11 protein-coding genes are annotated in these 16,876 nt (G+C 64.3%); 7 read left to right on the plus strand and 4 right to left on the minus strand.

The window, feature by feature from the left end; all coding sequences use genetic code 11:
- Window positions 1-9: 9 nt before the first annotated feature.
- A complete protein-coding gene (locus SP6_RS04230) occupies window positions 10-549 on the minus strand; it encodes a hypothetical protein (RefSeq protein WP_007404427.1) in 540 nt (179 codons plus the stop codon).
- A 248-nt stretch (window positions 550-797) separates the two neighbouring features.
- Between SP6_RS04230 and SP6_RS04235 the strand changes: the two genes are divergently transcribed.
- A complete protein-coding gene (locus tag SP6_RS04235; protein WP_007404307.1) occupies window positions 798-3,242 on the plus strand; it encodes a TonB-dependent receptor plug domain-containing protein in 2,445 nt (814 codons plus the stop codon).
- A gap of 39 nt (window positions 3,243-3,281) precedes the next feature.
- Here the strand turns inward: SP6_RS04235 and SP6_RS04240 are convergent, their stop codons facing one another.
- Together SP6_RS04240 and SP6_RS04245 are read right to left on the minus strand one after the other, a co-directional pair.
- The gene (locus SP6_RS04240; protein ID WP_126053143.1) at window positions 3,282-5,591 is read right to left on the minus strand and encodes a TonB-dependent receptor; all 2,310 of its coding nucleotides are present in this window, start codon (window positions 5,589-5,591) and stop codon (window positions 3,282-3,284) included.
- Between the two features lie 129 nt (window positions 5,592-5,720).
- Window positions 5,721-6,317: a cysteine hydrolase family protein gene (locus tag SP6_RS04245; protein ID WP_037568185.1), complete on the minus strand. Its 597-nt coding sequence runs from the start codon at window positions 6,315-6,317 to the stop codon at window positions 5,721-5,723.
- A 74-nt stretch (window positions 6,318-6,391) separates the two neighbouring features.
- Here SP6_RS04245 and SP6_RS04250 point away from each other — a divergent pair, with 74 nt between their 5' ends.
- From SP6_RS04250 to SP6_RS04265, 4 genes are all read left to right on the plus strand, one after another.
- Window positions 6,392-7,111 carry an NUDIX hydrolase gene (locus SP6_RS04250; protein ID WP_007404388.1) on the plus strand — a complete coding sequence of 240 codons (720 nt, stop codon included), beginning with the start codon at window positions 6,392-6,394 and terminating at the stop codon, window positions 7,109-7,111.
- A 48-nt stretch (window positions 7,112-7,159) separates the two neighbouring features.
- The gene (gene pncB / locus SP6_RS04255; protein WP_007404372.1) at window positions 7,160-8,464 is read left to right on the plus strand and encodes a nicotinate phosphoribosyltransferase; all 1,305 of its coding nucleotides are present in this window, start codon (window positions 7,160-7,162) and stop codon (window positions 8,462-8,464) included.
- A gap of 255 nt (window positions 8,465-8,719) precedes the next feature.
- The gene (locus SP6_RS04260) at window positions 8,720-11,716 is read left to right on the plus strand and encodes a TonB-dependent receptor plug domain-containing protein (RefSeq protein ID WP_007404451.1); all 2,997 of its coding nucleotides are present in this window, start codon (window positions 8,720-8,722) and stop codon (window positions 11,714-11,716) included.
- 16 nt (window positions 11,717-11,732) lie between these two features.
- Window positions 11,733-12,719 carry a glycoside hydrolase family 43 protein gene (locus SP6_RS04265; protein WP_007404360.1) on the plus strand — a complete coding sequence of 329 codons (987 nt, stop codon included), beginning with the start codon at window positions 11,733-11,735 and terminating at the stop codon, window positions 12,717-12,719.
- A 58-nt stretch (window positions 12,720-12,777) separates the two neighbouring features.
- On the opposite strand, the gene SP6_RS04270 is transcribed toward SP6_RS04265, so the two are convergent.
- The gene (locus SP6_RS04270; protein ID WP_232093387.1) at window positions 12,778-13,770 is read right to left on the minus strand and encodes a LacI family DNA-binding transcriptional regulator; all 993 of its coding nucleotides are present in this window, start codon (window positions 13,768-13,770) and stop codon (window positions 12,778-12,780) included.
- A gap of 152 nt (window positions 13,771-13,922) precedes the next feature.
- On the opposite strand from SP6_RS04270, the gene SP6_RS04275 reads away from it, so the two are divergent.
- Complete coding sequence (locus SP6_RS04275) at window positions 13,923-15,197, plus strand: MFS transporter (protein ID WP_042468593.1); 1,275 nt, start codon at window positions 13,923-13,925, stop codon at window positions 15,195-15,197.
- Window positions 15,194-16,849 (plus strand): glycoside hydrolase family 43 protein, encoded by a 1,656-nt coding sequence (locus SP6_RS04280; RefSeq protein ID WP_007404301.1) that lies wholly within the window; start codon window positions 15,194-15,196, stop codon window positions 16,847-16,849. Before SP6_RS04275 ends, SP6_RS04280 begins: the two co-directional genes overlap by 4 nt.
- Window positions 16,850-16,876 lie beyond the last annotated feature (27 nt).

A 16,876-nucleotide genomic window follows, 5' to 3' on the forward strand; every position in this document is an offset into this window, starting at 1 on the left:
GTAGGACGTTCAGCGGAAGGCCAGCCAGCCGATCAGTCCGAACAGGCCCAGTGCACACCATCCGCCATCGGTGCGGATCAGATAGACGGTTCCCATGATCCCGACCGTCGCCATGGCGGCGAGCATCGGCTGGCCCTGTGCCACGCGGCCGAGCAGAATCAGGCCGCCGAGCAGATTGGCGACCGCATTGGTCGCGATCCAGAGATAGGACAGGATCGGCCCGATCGATCCCCAGAGCGGAAATTTGATCGTCGCGAACCCTCGCATCCGACTGGGGAACAGGTCCGCCGCCAGATGCAGCCCGATACCGAAGCCCAAACCAGCGGCAACCGGCCATGTCCGCGGGTCGAGCGTGGCGACGAACAGCGGCAGGATGCTGTGAAGTAAGGCGCTGCGATGGCGAAGGCGCAGCGGCGTATCGAGATCGGGCAGCAAGGTCCCGGCGATCGCCGCCACCACGACGGTGGCCGCGACGATCCATGACGCACCGTCGCCAGTGAACGCCATCACGACCGCCAATAACAGAAATAGTAACGCCGCCACCGCCATGACCTATGCATGGCGTACTCCTTTTGTCCATCATTTCGCGCGAGTGGAAATGCGGAGATTCCACTTTTCTTGTTGGCGATAAGCCCTTGGAATCCGGCCATGCCATTTCGCGGCTATCGGATCGTGGCCGGCCCGTTTCCCCAATTCCGCCTATGCCCGAGCACAGATTTTCTCATCCCTATCAGGGACCTGGCTGTGCCTATAGGGATCGTCCGGGTCACACCGGGCAACACAGGGAGATTGCAAGGGTGCATCAGCTTCGCACGGCCGCTTTGACCGGCACCATCCTCGCCGCATTGATCGGCTCGCCGGCTTTCGCGCAGAGCACGACGCCGGCATCGGGCACGCAGGCGAGCGAACCGGCCGAGGCCGCCCCCACCGGCGCCGATGTCGCGACCCCCGCCGACCAGCAGAATGACGTGATCGTCACCGGCACCCGTGTCGAGGGGCGCACGCGGCTGGACAGCATTTCGCCGGTCGATGTGCTGAGTGGCGCCAGCCTTCAGCGCCAAGGGACGACCGAGCTGGGGGCCGCACTGGCGACCGTCGCACCGTCGATCGATTTCCCGCGTCCGTCCGCCAATGACGGGACGGACTCGATCCGCCCCGCGACGCTACGCGGCCTGTCGCCCGACCAAACGCTGGTGCTGATCAACGGCATTCGTGGCCACACCTCGGCGCTGCTGAACACCAATGGCACGGTGGGGCGCGGTTCGGCGGCGGTCGATCTCAATACCATTCCGACGGTCGCACTCGACCGCATCGAGGTGCTGCGCGACGGCGCTTCGGCACAATATGGCTCCGATGCGATCGCGGGCGTCGTGAACCTCCGTTTGCGCAAGGCAAGGTCGGGCGGCGGCGCTCAGGTCAATTACGGTTTCTACGATACCCAGGTCGATACGGCGCGCGGTAACCGTCACGTCACCGGCGAGCATGCGGTGACCGCGTCGCTGTGGCAGGGCTTCGGCTTCGGCGACGACGGCTATGTCACCGTGTCGGGCGAATATCTGAATCGCCAGCCGACCAACCGCGCCGATTTCGATCCGCGCGTCACCCCGACCCGCATCACCGGCCGCTATGGCGACCCGGAAGTCGAACAATATACCGGGTTCATCAACGCCGGCACCTCGCTGACCGATAATTGGAGCCTCTATGGCTTTGTCGGCTATCAGGACCGTGACTCGCGCGGTGCGGCCTTCCCGCGTCTGGCCAGCGCCGCCACGCGGCTGGCCGGTTATCCCGATGGCTTCCTGCCGATCATCAACACCAAGTCGCAGGATCTGAACTCGGCCGCCGGCATCAAGGGCAATGTCGCCGGGTTCGATGTCGATCTGTCGTTCAGCTATGGCCGCAACAAGATCACGTTCCGCACGCTGAACTCCGCCAACTATGCCTATGGTGCGGCGACGCCGCGCAACTTCAATGACGGCGCGCTGATCTACGACCAGTATGTCGCCGGCTTGGACGTTACGCGGCAGTTCGATGTCTTCCAGTCGCTGAACCTGGCCTTCGGCATCGAAGGGCGGCGCGAGGGGTATCGGATCATCGCGGGCGAGCGCGCTTCCTACGACTATCCCGAGACCGGCGCGGTGGCTGGCGCATCGCCGGGCGCTCAAGGCTTTGGCGGCTTCTCGCCCCGCAACGAGACCAAGCGCAGCCGGCGCAACGGCAGCGCCTATCTCGATCTGGAGGCGCAACTGACCGACAAGTTCCTCGTCGGTCTGGCGGGCCGGTTCGAGGATTATTCGGATTTCGGCAGCACCGCCAATGGCAAGATTTCGGCACGCTATGACGTGGTCGACTGGCTCGCCTTCCGCGCCACCGCCTCGACCGGTTTCCGCGCGCCGTCGCTGCAGCAGCAATATTTCACGCAGATCGCCTCGGTTGTCACCAATGGCGTGCCGATCTTGACCGGCACCTTCCCCTCGGTGTCGTCGGTCGGCGCCTCGCTGGGTGGCCTGCCGCTCGAGCCGGAAAAGTCGACCAACCTCTCGATCGGCACCGTGGTGCGGGCAGGGGGCTTCGACCTGACCGTGGACGCCTATCAGATCCGGCTGCGCAACCAGCTCGGCCTGTCGGAGAATATCCAGGCGACCTTCAGCCCGCAGGTCGCGGCCCTGCTGGCGCCGTTCAACGTGTCGGCCGCGCGCTTCTTCATCAATGGGCTGGCTTCGACCACGCGGGGCATCGATGCGGTGGCGCATTATCGCTGGCGCACGACGGGGGCGGGGACCTTCGACTTCACGGTCGCGGGCAACATCAACGATGTCGATGTGACGCGCGTGCCGACCTCGACGGCGGTGCTCAATCCCGCCCCGACGCTGTTCGCGCGCAGCCGTATCCTGACGCTGGAGCAGGGGACGCCGCGCGAGAAGGTGACGGGCACGATCGACTGGTCGCTCGACCGGCTGGGCGCGCTGGCGCGAGTGACCTACTATGGCAATGTCATCCAGCCGGGGACGACGTCCGCCGCCGACGTGCCGACCGGGCGCCGCGCGATCACCGATATCGAACTGCGCTATACCGCCGATCGCGGTGTGCAGCTGGGGCTGGGCGTCAGCAATCTGTTCGATGTCTATCCGCAGCAGCAGATCGCGGCCAACAATTCGACCGGCGTGCTGGGCTTCCCCTATTACTCGCCGTTCGGCTTCAACGGCCGCTATCTCTACGCCCGCGCCGGGGTGAACTGGTAAGGCGATCGGGGCCGGATCGCGGTCCGGCCCCGTCCCGTTTTAGAAGCGGGCTTCCAGGCTCATGCCGAGCGTGCGTGGCGCGGTCAGGACACCGCGCCTGCGGCCGTCGAAATCCAGCATCGACAGGGTCGGCTTCGCCACATCGAAGATGTTGCTCGCGATCAGATAAGCGCCGAAATGCGCATTTTGCCAACCGATCCGCGCATTGACGAGGGTGAGGGGGCGGATGTCGGGCACGGTCTGGATCACCGTGTCCTGATAGAAGCTGCTGCGGTACTGCGCGTTCACATTGGCGAACAGACCGCTGGGATGCTGCCAGGTCGCGGCGCCCGACAGAGTCCAGTGCGGCGCCAGCGTGAACTGATTGCCCGCCGCCGCGCCCTGAATGCCGGCGGTACCGATGTCGAACGTCAGGAACTTGGTGTTGGTATAGCCTGCCCCTGCGAACAGGCTCAGTTGCGGCGCTGGCCGGGCCGTGATCGACAGTTCACCGCCATAGACGCGCGAGTGGCCCGCATTGATCGTCTGGGAATCGAAAACCGCTCCCGGCGTCAGTCGAACGGTCACCTGCTGATTGCGCCAGTCGGTGTAGAAGCCATTGGCATTGATCGTCAGCCGCCGGTCGAGAAACTCGGATCGCAGCGCAAGCTCATAGGTCCAGGTATATTCGGGGTCGTAGGTGTAATAGCTGCCCCGTTGCTGATTGATCCCGGCGCCACCCGCCCGGTAGCTGCGCTGCGCGGTCGCGCTGAGCGAGACATTGTCGGCGGCGTCGAAGGTGATGCCAGCCTTGGGCAACCAGGCGTCATAGGATACTCGCCGGACCGGGCTCGAGGTGTTCGCGGCGGTTAAAAGCGTCGTCAACCGGCCATTGAGCAACGTCACGATCGGGGCAAGCGCCCCCGACGTCGCCGGGTTGGGCAGCGGCACGCGGAGCGAGATCACTTGCGTCGCCCCCCGATCCTGATCTTCCCGGTCGTACCGCAGGCCGGCGACCACGCGCAGCCGCGATGTGATGGGGAAGGTCAGATCGGCATAGCCGGCATAATTGTTGGTCAGGCGCGGCTGGGTCAGCGTGTTGCGGATCGAGACCGCATTGCCATAGAGGTTGAGCGTCGCCGCCACCGCAACCGCCGGCACCCCGGCCGCGACCAGGGCCTGAGGTACGCCCAGCCTGGTCAGCTGCAACTGCTGGTCGGCGATGAAGCGATAGCCCCGAACATCCTCGCGCAGATAATAGCCGCCGATGACGCCCCGCACCCAGCTGGTATCGAGGTTGAGGCGCAGTTCCTGTTGGAAGGTGCGGAAGGGATTGTCGATCCGGCTGATGCCCCCCGGCGTCGGGCTGCGATCGGTGTCGAACAGCATGACATTGGTGATCGCGCTATAGTTGGTCACCGAGTTGATCGAGATCCCACGTGCCAGGTCATAGCCCGCCTCGATCGTCGCGATATCGCTGCGCGTGGTGTTCACATCGGCGACGTCCTCGATCGCGACGCGGTCGCGCAACGCATAGGGCGGATCGAACTCGGTATAATAATATCCGCGCTGATGCCGGTCGTGGAGATAGGTGGCGACGATCCGGAGCCCCGGTATCGCGTCGGGCGTCAGGAGCAACTTGCCCCGGATCGTTTCCGATGCCCGTCGGTCGGCCTTCTCGTGCCGGGTTATATTGTAGCTGTTGCCATCGGAGGCGGCGACCTCGCCCGAGACGCGGAAGGCGAGCTGGCCGTCGATGATCGGTCCGCCGACCGCACCGGCCAGGCGGCGCTCGCCATTGGGGCCGGTCAGCAAGGCGCGGGCTCGCCCCGTCCAGCTATAGCTGGGGTCGGTGGTACGGATGATGACCGCACCGGCCAGTGCGTTGCGACCCTGGACCGTCGATTGCGGTCCGCGAAAAATCTCGATCTGGGCGATGTCGTACAGATCCAGCGGGCCGACCGACAAAGCCGGCTGGGGGATGGACGCGCCATCCAGATAGACGGTGGCGAGTAGACCGTCGCCACCGCCCGATACGTTGAACGCGTCGATGCCCCGGATCGAGAAGCGGGTGTCGGAGCCGTTGGCCACCACATTCGGCGTCCGATTGAGCACGTCATAGACGCCCAGCAGCGTCTGGTCGGTGATGGTGCGGTTGGTCGTCACCGCGACGCTGGCCGGCGTTTCCTGCAGACTGCGGTTGGTCTTCTCGCCGGTCACGACGATCTCGCTATTGCCCGGTTTTGCGGCCGAACTCGCCGCGGTCGGATCGGTGACGACCTGTTGCGTGGTGACCTGTGCCTGGGCTTGCGCGGCCAGTGCGAACGACGACGACAATGCTGCCACCGCTGAGACGGTTGAAAATCTCATCACTTTCCCCCCTGTTGAGCGGGGAATAGAAGTGACGAAAGTGCGAGTCAATCGCAGTAGCAATTGCTGGTATAGGGCGGCCTCGATCGGGTGTTCCGTCCGGGTCGGGACTCGCTTATGAGGGCGCGCTCAGATCGCGGCTTCCTGAAGATTGACCGGATGTTCGCCCCATTCTTCGGCCGCGACGAGATCGATCGGCCGGACGATGCCGCGCGTGAGCGAGGGGATGACGGATACGCGAAAGGCACGCTGGATAAGGCCGTCGACGGCCCAGCGCACGCAATAGTCCGCCGCCACCCCGACGACCGTCACATCCTGGACGCCGGCCGCCTTGAGTTGAGCGAAGAAGGCCTCGCGTTCGATCGGTTCGCTCCGATCACCTGGGGTCAGGGTGATGTCCGGCTCCTCCCACATGTCGAAAACACCCTTTTCGAGCGTATAGGTCGGAATGGCCGGATCGACCGCGGAAGGGGCGACCATCAGCGACCATCCCGGTGCGTCCTTCACACAATGCAACGGAAACTGCTCGGCCTCCTCCGACCGCGCATAGACCTCGGGCAGATGAGTATCGAGCGTGAACAACACGCCGGTAACGTCGGCCGGGCGCAAGCTGGCCAGCCATGCATTCATCGGCGCGATCAACGCCTCGGCACCCGGCACGGGCAGCGCGCCATCCGCCGCCACGAAATCCCGCTGCATATCCACAACGATCACAAAGCGCTTCATGACCCGTCTCCTGCCATTTGACATATATCTGATGCGCGCATAAGTAAAATGCAAGGTGGATATAAGGTGATCCGATGGATGAAGGCGCCTTTCTCGAACGCTATGACCCCAACGCCTTTGAGCGGCCTTCGGTCGCCGTCGATCTGATTTTAATGAGCGTCGTTGACGGCGTGCCGGCGATCCTGCTCGCCGCACGCCGCCAACATCCTTTCGCTGGTTTCTGGGCCTTGCCGGGCGGCTTTGTCGGCATGGACGAGAGCTTGGACGACGCGGCGCATCGTATCCTGCGCGACAAGGCGCATATGACCGAGGCCTATGTCGAGCAACTCTACACCTTCGGCGCGGTCGATCGCGACCCTCGGATGCGGGTGATCAGTGTCGCTTACTTCGCGCTCCTGCCGGCCGATCGCTTCGTGGCGGCGCTGAAGGCCGCTCCCGAATTGCGCCTTGCACGGCTGGCCATGCCGGGATCAAAGCAGAGGGTCGAGGCGCGGATCGACGACGGCGAGCCGGTTCACTTCGCCTTCGATCACGGCATGATGATCGGCGTCGCCCTGGAGCGCTTGCGGGGGAAGCTCGACTATTCGGGGATCGCCTTTGCTCTGTTACCCGAGCGTTTCACGCTGCGAATGCTTCAGGAGGTTTACGAAGCGATCCTGGGCCGATGCGTGAACAAACCGGCCTTTCGTCGGCGTATGCTCGATCGCGGCTGGCTCGTCGCGACCGGTGAGCGGGAGGCGGGGGCCTCGTTTCGCCCCGCCGAACTCTATCGCTTCCGGGGGCAGGCGCGATGATGCTCGCCGCGCCTCCTCTTTCCCTCATGACCCGTTGAAGGACCGACCATGCCCGTTACCGACATCGCCACGCGCGTCTATAATCATGGCTGGCGGCTCGATCCGGTCGTGCGCAGCCTGCTCGACACCGATTTCTACAAGCTGCTGATGCTCCAGATGATCCGGCATCGGCACCCGGACGTGCAGGCGACCTTTTCGCTGATCAACCGCAGCACGTCGGTACGCCTGGCCGAGGTGATTGACGAGACCGAATTGCGCGAGCAGCTCGATCATGCGCGAACCATACGCTTCACCAAGAAGGAGCTGATCTGGCTGGCGGGCAACAGCTTTTACGGCAAGCAGCGCATGTTCGCGCCCGACTTCATCCAGTGGCTCGCCGATTTCCAGTTGCCAGATTACGAACTGCGTACCGTCGACGGGCAGTTCGAGCTGCATTTCGATGGGCCCTGGACCCATACGACGATGTGGGAAATCCCGGCGCTGGCCATCGTCAACGAACTCCGCTCGCGTGCCGCCATGAAGGGGCGGGGGCGGTTCGAGCTCGACATCCTCTATGCGCGCGCGAAGGCCAAATTGTGGGAGAAGGTCGAGCGGCTGCGCCAATTGCCCGACCTCGTCATCTCCGACTTCGGCACGAGGCGGCGTCATAGCTTCCTGTGGCAGCGCTGGTGCGTCGAGGCGTTGAAGGAAGGGCTGGGCGATCGCTTCATCGGCAGCTCGAACGTACTGCTGGCGATGGACAACGACCTGGAGGCGATCGGCACCAACGCGCATGAACTGCCCATGGTGCTCGCCGCGCTGGCCGAGGATGACGCCGGGGTCGCACAGGCGCCCTATCGCGTCCTGGAGGAGTGGCAGGCGCATTATGACGGCAATCTGCTAATCGCCTTGCCCGATGCCTTTGGCACCACCAGCTTCCTGCGCAACGCGCCAGACTGGCTGGCCGACTGGACGGGGTTTCGCCCCGACTCGATGCCGCCGATCGAGGGGGGCGAGCAGATCATGGCGTGGTGGCAGGCGCATGGCCGCGATCCGCGCGGCAAATTGCTGATCTTCTCGGATGGCATGGATGTGGAGAGTATCGAGGCGACCTATCGCCATTTCCACAGCCGAGTGCGGATGAGCTTCGGTTGGGGCACCAATTTGACCAACGACTTTCGCGGTTGCGACCCCGCCGGCGGACACGGTCTGGAGCCCATCTCGCTCGTCGCCAAGGTTATCAGCGCGAATGGCCGCCCGGCGGTGAAGCTGTCCGACAACCCGTCCAAGGCGACGGGAAATCCGGCGGAAATGGAACGCTATCTGCGAATTTTCGGACAGGACGGCCATGTCCGGCAGGCCGTGGCGGTATGACGAAGGGGCAGTTTTGCTTCGCGTCCCCGATGCCTTGGCGGTTATTGTCGTCCTCAGAAAATACCTGTTACGCAAGTAGATAGGGTGATCTCTTGAGAAGGTAAGTCATCTGCCGGGCCGCAGTGCGCCGGCAGATTCTGTACGCCTTGACCCCATCGGCTAGCACCTTGAAATGTCAGAGCATTGACAAGCCGCACAAATCCGACAAGGATGTTGGTAACGTTACCAGATAAAACGGAACGCGCGAGGGAGAGGATGATGACGAGGACGGGATCGCGGGCGCTGTGCCTGCATCAGACGATGATGGCCCCGGCTAGCCTGGCGGTGATTGCCGCCTGTATCGTGGCCACGCCGAGCTGGGCGCAATCGGTGGTCACGCCGCAGGCCACACCGACGCAGGACGTGCAGAACGAGCAGTCGACCGTGACGGCCGCCCCCGATGGACAGGCGGCAGAGGCGAGTACACGCGACATCATCGTCACCGGCTCGCGTATCACCACCGGCGGCTTCACCGCGCCGACCCCGACCACGGTGATCGGCGAGGAACAGATCGCCGCCAATGCGCAGCCCAACGTCTTCACCACCATCGCACAATTGCCCTCGCTTCAGGGGTCGACCGGCACCTCGGTCAACACTTTCAGCACCTCGAGCGGGCAGCAGGGGCTCAGCTCCTTCTCGCTGCGCGGTGTCGGTGCGATCCGCACCCTGACCCTGCTCGACGGTCAGCGCGTCGTCGGCGCCAATGTCACGGGCGTGCCCGACATCAGTCTGTTCCCGCAATTGCTGATCAAGCGGGTCGATGTCGTCAATGGTGGCGCCTCGGCCTCTTATGGTTCGGATGCGGTCGGCGGCGTCGTCAACTTCATTACCGATACCCGGTTCAAGGGCATCAAGGGCAATGTCCAGGGTGGCATCACCACCTATGGCGATGATGAACAGGTCTTGGTCCAGCTCGCCGGCGGTACCAGCCTGCTGAACGACAGCCTGCACCTCGTCGTCAGTACCGAATATGCGCATGAGGAGGGCGTCGGCGGCGGCGATTTTGGTATTGGTCTGGCAGGGGGACGCGACTGGTTCCGTCAGCCGACGCTGATCAACCGCAACGTGTTGAACGACGGGTCGCCGCAATATCTGTTCCGCGACTATGCCCAGTCCTATAATTACACCAAATACGGCCTGATCACCGCCGGGCCGCTTCAGGGCATTGCCTTCGATCAGTCGGGCAACCCGTTCCAGTTCCAATATGGATCGAACGGCGTCCCCGCTCGCGACGCGGCAGGCAATGTCATCGGCTGTCTGCCCGGTTTCTGCCAAGGCGGCGATCTGTCGGGCAACGTCGATGCCGGGCGTTCGCTTCAGTCGAAGATCCAGCGGGTCAACAGCTATGGCCGGATCGGCTATGACTTCGCGCCCAACGGCGAGATTTACGGCACGATCAATATCGGCCAGGTGAAGACCAACAACCAGCCGGTCGGCGGCCAGAACCGCCCCAACCTGACCATCCAATGCGCCAACCCTTATGTCCCGGCACTGGTCAAGGCGGCCTGTGCCACGGCGGGCATCACCAATTTCCAGTACGGCACCAGCAATGCCGCGCTGGGCAACAGCCAAGTCTATACCGATCGCCGCCAGTTCCGCTTCGTCGCAGGCGCCAAGGGGCGTGAGGCGGTCGCTGGGTCCGACTGGTCCTACGACATCTATTACGAGCACGGCACCAACTATACCGATATCGACGTCAGCAACATCATGCTGTCGCGTCGGTTCAACCAGGCGATCAACGCGACCACGTTGAACGGCGCGATCGTCTGCGCCGACCCCACGGCGCGCGCCAATGGGTGCCAGCCGCTCAATATCTTTGGCGGCAATCCATCCGAAGCGGCGCTCGGCTATATCATGCCCGACCGCGGACCCTATCAGCGGACGCGCCAGACGCAGGACGTGATCAGCCTCAACTTCTCGGGCTCGCCCTTCTCGTCCTGGGCGGGGCCGGTGTCGGTCGCGTTCGGCGGTGAGTTCCGTCACGAATTCTACCGGGTGCGTGCCGACCCCTATGGCGCGGGCTTCGCCAACACCCCGGCCAACGCCGCCTATCCGGCGGATCCGGTGCTGCTGGCGGATGGCAACAACTGGTATGCGGGCAATTACAAGAATGGCGGCGGCGCCTATAGCGTCAAGGAAGCCTTTATCGAGGCCGATCTGCCGATCATCAACTCCGATGCCGGAGGGCGGGCCAATATCAACGGCGCGGTGCGCGTCACCGATTACAGCACCTCGGGCACCGTCTGGGCGTGGAAGATCGGCGGGACCTGGGATCTGCCGGTCGATGGCCTGCGCATTCGCGGCGTGACTTCGCGCGACGTTCGCGCGCCTAACCTGTCCGAACTGTTCGCCGCGCCCGTCACGACGACACTGCCGGGCTTTTTCGACCCGTTCCGCAACGTTACCGTGCTGGCGCTGCAGAACACCATCGGTAACGTCAACCTGACGCCCGAGATCGCCCGCAACACCACGCTGGGCATCGCCTTCTCCAATTCACAGGCGATCCCCGGGCTCAGCCTGTCGGTCGACTATTACAAGCTGAAGATCACCGACGTGATTTCCAGCCTGGCCGCGCAGGACATTGTAAACCTGTGCTTCCTCAACATCGCGCCGGAGACCTGCGGCGTGTTCAACCTGAACAACCCGAACGGCCCCAATTTCATCAACGTACAGTCGTTCAACCTGGCATCGATCTTCACCGATGGGTTCGATATCGAGGCAAGCTATCGCTGGCGCAATCCGTTCGGCTTGTCGGGTAACCTGACGCTGCGGACGCTTGCCACCAATATCCGGCGTTTCATCACCGATACCGGCCTGCCAGGCACGATCCCCAATGACACGGCCGGGGTGAATATCGGCAACACGCCCAAATGGAAGTGGCTGGCAACGCAGACCTATGCGACCGACGACTGGTCGCTGCTGCTGCAGGAGCGCTGGTTCAGCGACGGCAAGCTTGGCAATCAATATGTCGTCTGCACGACCGGCTGCCCCGCCTCGACCGTCAATCGCCCGACGATCGACCAGAATTTCATCCCCGGCGCCTTCTATTTCGACGTGGGCGGCACCTATAACGTGACCCCGGCGGTGACCGCCTATTTCAAGGTCGATAACCTATTCAATCGCGATCCGGCGCCTTCGCCCTATTTCGTCAATCCGGCGCTCTATGACGTGCTGGGCCGGGTGTTCCGCGCGGGTGTGCGCTTCAATTTCTAAAGGGGAGGGGTTCTGGATGAACGTGTCGCAGATCATGGCGTCGATATTGGTGCTCGCCTTGCCGGGGGCCGTGCTGGCCGCCGATCAGCCGGGGAGCAATCCCATCATCCGCGACGCGTTCACCGCCGATCCCGCGCCGCTGGTCGTGGGCAACCGTCTGTACCTCTATGTCGGGCATGACGAGGCGCAGCGCGACGAAATGTTCAACATGAAGGAATGGCTTGTCTATTCCACCACCGACATGCGCCACTGGACCCCGCACGGGCCAATCATGAACGTGCGTGATTTCAAATGGGCCAAGAAGGACGCCTGGGCCAGCCAGACGATCTACAAGAACGGCAAATACTGGTTCTACGCCGCCGTCGAGCATGACGACAGCCATCCCGGCAAGGCGATCGCGGTCGCGGTTTCCGACAAGCCGACCGGGCCCTTCGTCGATGCCAAGGGCTCCGCGCTCATCACCAATGAGATGACGCCCAAGGGCACGCATAGCTGGGAGGATATCGACCCGACCGTGCTGACCGATGACGACGGCACCACCTGGATCGCCTGGGGCAATCGGCAATGCTATATCGCTAAGCTGAAGCCCAATATGATCGAGATCGACGGCCCGATTACCGAGATCACGCCTCCACATTTCGAGGAGGGCCCCTGGCTGCACAAGCGGGGCAAGCTCTATTACCTGACCTATGCCTCGCTCGACCGGACGACGCAGCGGGACGAGCATATCTCCTATGCCACCGCCCCGTCGTTGAAGGGACCCTGGACCTATCGCGGGCTGCTGACAGGGTCGGGCAAATACAGCTTCACCATTCATCCCGGCATCGCCGAGTTCAAGGGCAAGTCCTATTTGTTCCTGCACAATGCCACGCTGGCGATCGGCGATCAGAGCGGTGCGATCGGGCGGCGGGCGGTGACGGTCGAGCCGCTACGCTACAATCCCGATGGCACGATGGTGCCGGTGGTCCAGACCGCGGCCGGTGTGACGGCGTCGGCGCGCTGAGGTCGTGAGCGATCTTCCACTCGGCGACCTCGGTGTAGGTCGAGGACGCGAAACGGTTTTAGCGGACAGGCGGAGCGGCGGTGGAGTCGCGTTCGATCAACTGATGCTCCAGCACCGTCACGCGCGGCCGGCCGTCGGCGGCCGGCGCACCACCGCGAATGTCCTGGATCAACATATGCAGCGCCGCCGTCGCCAGTGCGCGGACCGGCTGATGGATGGTGGTCAGCGGCGGCCACAGGGTCGTCGCGGCGGTGCTGTCGTCGAAGCCCGCCACGGTCAGGTCTCCCGGCACGTCGAGGTGCCGACGATGCGCGACGGAGACGATTGCGGCGGCCATGTCGTCGTTGCTGGCGAAGATCGCCGTCGGCGGCCGCTCGCCGCCCAGCAATGCCTCACCCGCGATCAGGCCCGAGGCATAGCTATAATCGCCCTGGACGACCTGCGTTTCCAGATCGCTTTCTTGCGAAATCGCCTTATGGAAACCGGCGAGGCGCTCGTTGCTGGCGGACTGGTCGGGATTGCCATGGACGAAGCCGATGCGACGATGGCCCAGTCCGATCAGATGGCGGGTCATGTCATAGGCGGCGCGGGCATTGTCGATGCCGACGCAGATCGCATCGGGGGCGATGCCGCCCACGACCGCGACGGGCAGACCCGCCTCGCGGATGATGTCGCGCACGAAGCCGGACTCGCCGAGCGGCGGCGCCAGGATCAGCCCGGCGATCCGCTGGTGGATCAGCCCTTCGATCGCCTCGCGCGTGGGAGGCTGCCCCTGTTCGCCCTTGAGCAGGAAGAGTTGCGCCGCGCGGGTCGAGGCTTCCTCGAACACGCCGACCAGCAGTTCGCTCATGAACGCGGCGCTGGGATTGGAGTAGATGACGCCGATGCGGATTTCGCGCGAGGTCACCAGGCTGCGGGCCATCAGATTGGGCGTATAGTTCAGCGTGGCGATCACCTCGCTGACATGCGCGCGGACTTCGTCGCGGACGCCGGCATCGCCGTTGATGACGCGCGACACGGTCATCGGCGAAACGCCCGCCTGTTTGGCCACATCGATGATCGTGACACCGCGGGGGCGCCGTCTCCTGCCGGTCAATCCAGTTCCGTTCTATCGTCGGGCTTCGGCCCGGGGGTCGCATCACCTCCTGCCTTGCGGCGGCGGGAAACGTCAATGCCGGTCGGGCAGCCATGAGAGGAGACAGGGTGCGTCGGGACGCGATCGAGGGAACTGGGCGGGTGAGGCGCTTTCCCTATATCCGCTGGACGATCATCGCGCTGTTCGTCGTCGCGATGGTCATCAACTATCTGACGCGCAGCATCCTGGGCGTCGCCGCGCCGGCAATCATGGCCGAGCAGCATATCTCGTCCGCGCAATATAGCTGGATCACCGGGGCCTTTCAGTTCGGCATCATGTTCCAGCCGGTGGCGGGCTATCTGCTCGACCTGATCGGGTTGAAGATCGGGTTCAGCCTGTTCGTCGCGGTCTGGTCGCTGATCACGCTGGGCCATGGTTTCGCCCATGGCTGGCTGGGCTTTGCGGGGCTTCGTGGCGCGCTGGGGCTGGTCGAGGGCTCGGCACAGCCCGCCGGCATGAAGGTCGTCGCCGAATGGTTTCCGGCGCGCGAGCGCGGGGTGGCGGGCGGCATCTATCAGATCGGCGCGTCGTTCGGCGCGGTGTTCGCGCCGCCGCTCGTCGCCTGGGCCGTGTTCCATCATAGCTGGCGTGCGGCGTTCTTCGTCGCGGGGGGATTGGGGCTGCTCTGGGTCGTCGCCTGGCTGTTCTGGTACGCGCCGCCCGCGCGGCATCGGCGGCTGTCGGAGGCCGAGCGCACGCTGATCGTCGAGGGGCAGGAAACCAATTTGGCCCAGCATCGCGCGCGGCCGCCGCTGGGCGAGCTGCTCCGGCGGCGCAACCTCTGGGCGATCGCGGCGGCGCGGTTCCTCGCCGATCCGGTCTGGGGTATGTTGTCGCTCTGGATGCCGCTCTATCTCGTCCAGGCGCGGCATTTCGACCTGACTCAGATCGCGCTGTTCGCCTGGCTGCCCTTTCTGGCGGCCGATCTCGGCTGTCTGTTCGGGCCTGCGGTCGTCGCCTTTCTCCAGCGGCGCGGCGTCAACCTGATCGATGCCCGGCGCGGCGCCTTCACGCTCGGCGCGGTGCTGATGACGGGCATGATGTTCGTCGGCAGCGTGACCAGTCCGGTGGCGGCCATCGCCCTGTTATGCCTGGGTGGCTTCGCGCATCAGACCCTGTCGGTGACGGTCATCACCCTGTGCTCGGACCTGTTCCCGCAGGATCAGGTCGCGACCGCGACGGGCGTGTCGGGCACGGCCGCCAATCTGGGCGTGCTGCTGTTCACCCTGACCCTGGGGTCGCTGGTCGATCAGGTCGGCTATCAGCCCTTCTTCATTCTGCTCGGCCTGCTCGATCTGGCCGGCGCCACTCTCCTCTGGATCCTGGTGCGCAAACCCGCATGACCTCCGCCCCTTTCAACCCGGTCAATCCCATCCTGCGCGGGTTCAATCCCGATCCGTCGATCGTGCGCGTCGGCGAAGACTATTATATCGCGACCTCGACCTTCGAATGGTATCCTGGCGTCCAGATCCACCATAGCCGTGACTTGGCGAACTGGACACTCGTCGCCCGGCCGCTGTCGCGCGCGCGCCAGCTTGATATGCGGGGCAATCCCGATTCCTGCGGGGTATGGGCGCCGGACCTGAGCTATAAGGACGGGCGCTTCCATCTGATCTATACGGATGTGAAGCGCTATGGTCGCACCACGGTGGACGGCGCGAAGGGCGCATCGCTGCGCGACTTTCACAATTATTGGGTGTCGAGCGAGCGGATCGATGGCGACTGGTCCGACCCGGTTCATCTCAACAGCAGCGGTTTCGATCCGGCGCTGTTCCATGACGATGACGGGCGGAGCTGGCTGCTGAACATGCTGTGGGACCATCGTCCCGATCGGCGGCGTTTCGCGGGCATCGTCGTGCAGGAGATCGACCTGGGCAGCGGCCGGCTGCTGGGAGAGCGCCGCACGATCTTCGAAGGCACGGCGCTGGGCTTCACCGAGGGGCCCCATCTCTACAAGCGCGACGGCTGGTATCATCTGCTGGTCGCGGAGGGCGGGACGGAGCGTAGCCATGCCGTCGTCATGGCCCGTTCGCGCCATCTGTTGGGTCCCTATGCGCCGCATCCCGATGGCCCGGTTCTGACCGCACGCTACACGCCCGAGGCACCACTGCAACGCACTGGCCATGGCGATCTGGTCGACACGCCGGACGGCGAGACCTGGATGGCCTATCTGTGCGGCCGTCCTTTGCCGTCCAGCGATCGCTGTGTGCTGGGTCGTGAGGCCGCGATCCGACGGATGGCCTGGGGGACGGATGGCTGGCTTCGTTGCGCGGAGGAGCCGCCGGTCCTCGCCGATGGGATGCCCCCGGTGGTTGCGCGGGACATGTTCGATACGGGCGAGCTACCGGAGGCGTTCCAATGGCTCCGCACGCCGTGCCCCGATGAGATATTCAGCCTGACCGAGCGGCCGGGCCATCTTCGCTTGTTCGGGCGCGAAACGATCGGCAGCCACTTTACCCAGGCGCTCGTTGCGCGGCGCCAGACCGGCTTTCGCTACGATGCCCAGACGCTCGTCGATTTCGAGCCCCAGCATTTCCAGCAGGCGGCGGGCCTTATCTGCTATTACAACAGCACCAAATATCTCTTCCTCCATTTGACCGCCGCCGATGATGGGACCCGCCAGATCCAGGTCCTGTCGGTCCTGTCGATCGGCGAGGGGCAGAGCCTATTGAGTGCGGCGATCGCCGCGCCGGCCGGACCGATCGCGATGCGCGTTCAGGTCGATCACGAAGCGTTGCGCTTCGCCTTTCGCGGGGAAGGGGAGGGCGACTGGACCTGGCTGCCCGAGCTATTCGACGCCAGCCTGTTGTCGGACGAGGCGACATTGCCGGGGCTGCCCAACTTCACGGGCACCTTTGTCGGCATGGCCTGCCAGGACATGGCCGGAACCGGCCGGCCGGCGGATTTCCGCTACTTCCACTATGTCGAGGCATCTGGCGCGCCGGACGGGGAACTCGCGGAACCGGCCCTAGCTCATCGCGAAGGCGTGGCCTGACCCGGAAGGGATTGGCAGTCTGTGAGA

The sequence above is a fragment of the Sphingomonas paucimobilis NBRC 13935 genome (genome assembly GCF_000739895.2).
Classification (GTDB): domain Bacteria; phylum Pseudomonadota; class Alphaproteobacteria; order Sphingomonadales; family Sphingomonadaceae; genus Sphingomonas; species Sphingomonas paucimobilis.

Excerpts from the sequence above, each read along its gene's own strand:
- SP6_RS04280 (WP_007404301.1), top strand. The coding sequence starts at position 15,194 with ATGACCTCCGCCCCTTTCAACCCGGTCAATCCCATCCTGCGCGGGTTC.
- SP6_RS04245 (WP_037568185.1), bottom strand. The coding sequence starts at position 6,317 with ATGAAGCGCTTTGTGATCGTTGTGGATATGCAGCGGGATTTCGTGGCG.
- SP6_RS04240 (WP_126053143.1), bottom strand. The coding sequence starts at position 5,591 with ATGAGATTTTCAACCGTCTCAGCGGTGGCAGCATTGTCGTCGTCGTTC.
- pncB (WP_007404372.1), top strand. The coding sequence starts at position 7,160 with ATGCCCGTTACCGACATCGCCACGCGCGTCTATAATCATGGCTGGCGG.
- SP6_RS04260 (WP_007404451.1), top strand. The coding sequence starts at position 8,720 with ATGATGACGAGGACGGGATCGCGGGCGCTGTGCCTGCATCAGACGATG.
- SP6_RS04230 (WP_007404427.1), bottom strand. The coding sequence starts at position 549 with ATGGCGGTGGCGGCGTTACTATTTCTGTTATTGGCGGTCGTGATGGCG.
- SP6_RS04265 (WP_007404360.1), top strand. The coding sequence starts at position 11,733 with ATGAACGTGTCGCAGATCATGGCGTCGATATTGGTGCTCGCCTTGCCG.
- SP6_RS04250 (WP_007404388.1), top strand. The coding sequence starts at position 6,392 with ATGGATGAAGGCGCCTTTCTCGAACGCTATGACCCCAACGCCTTTGAG.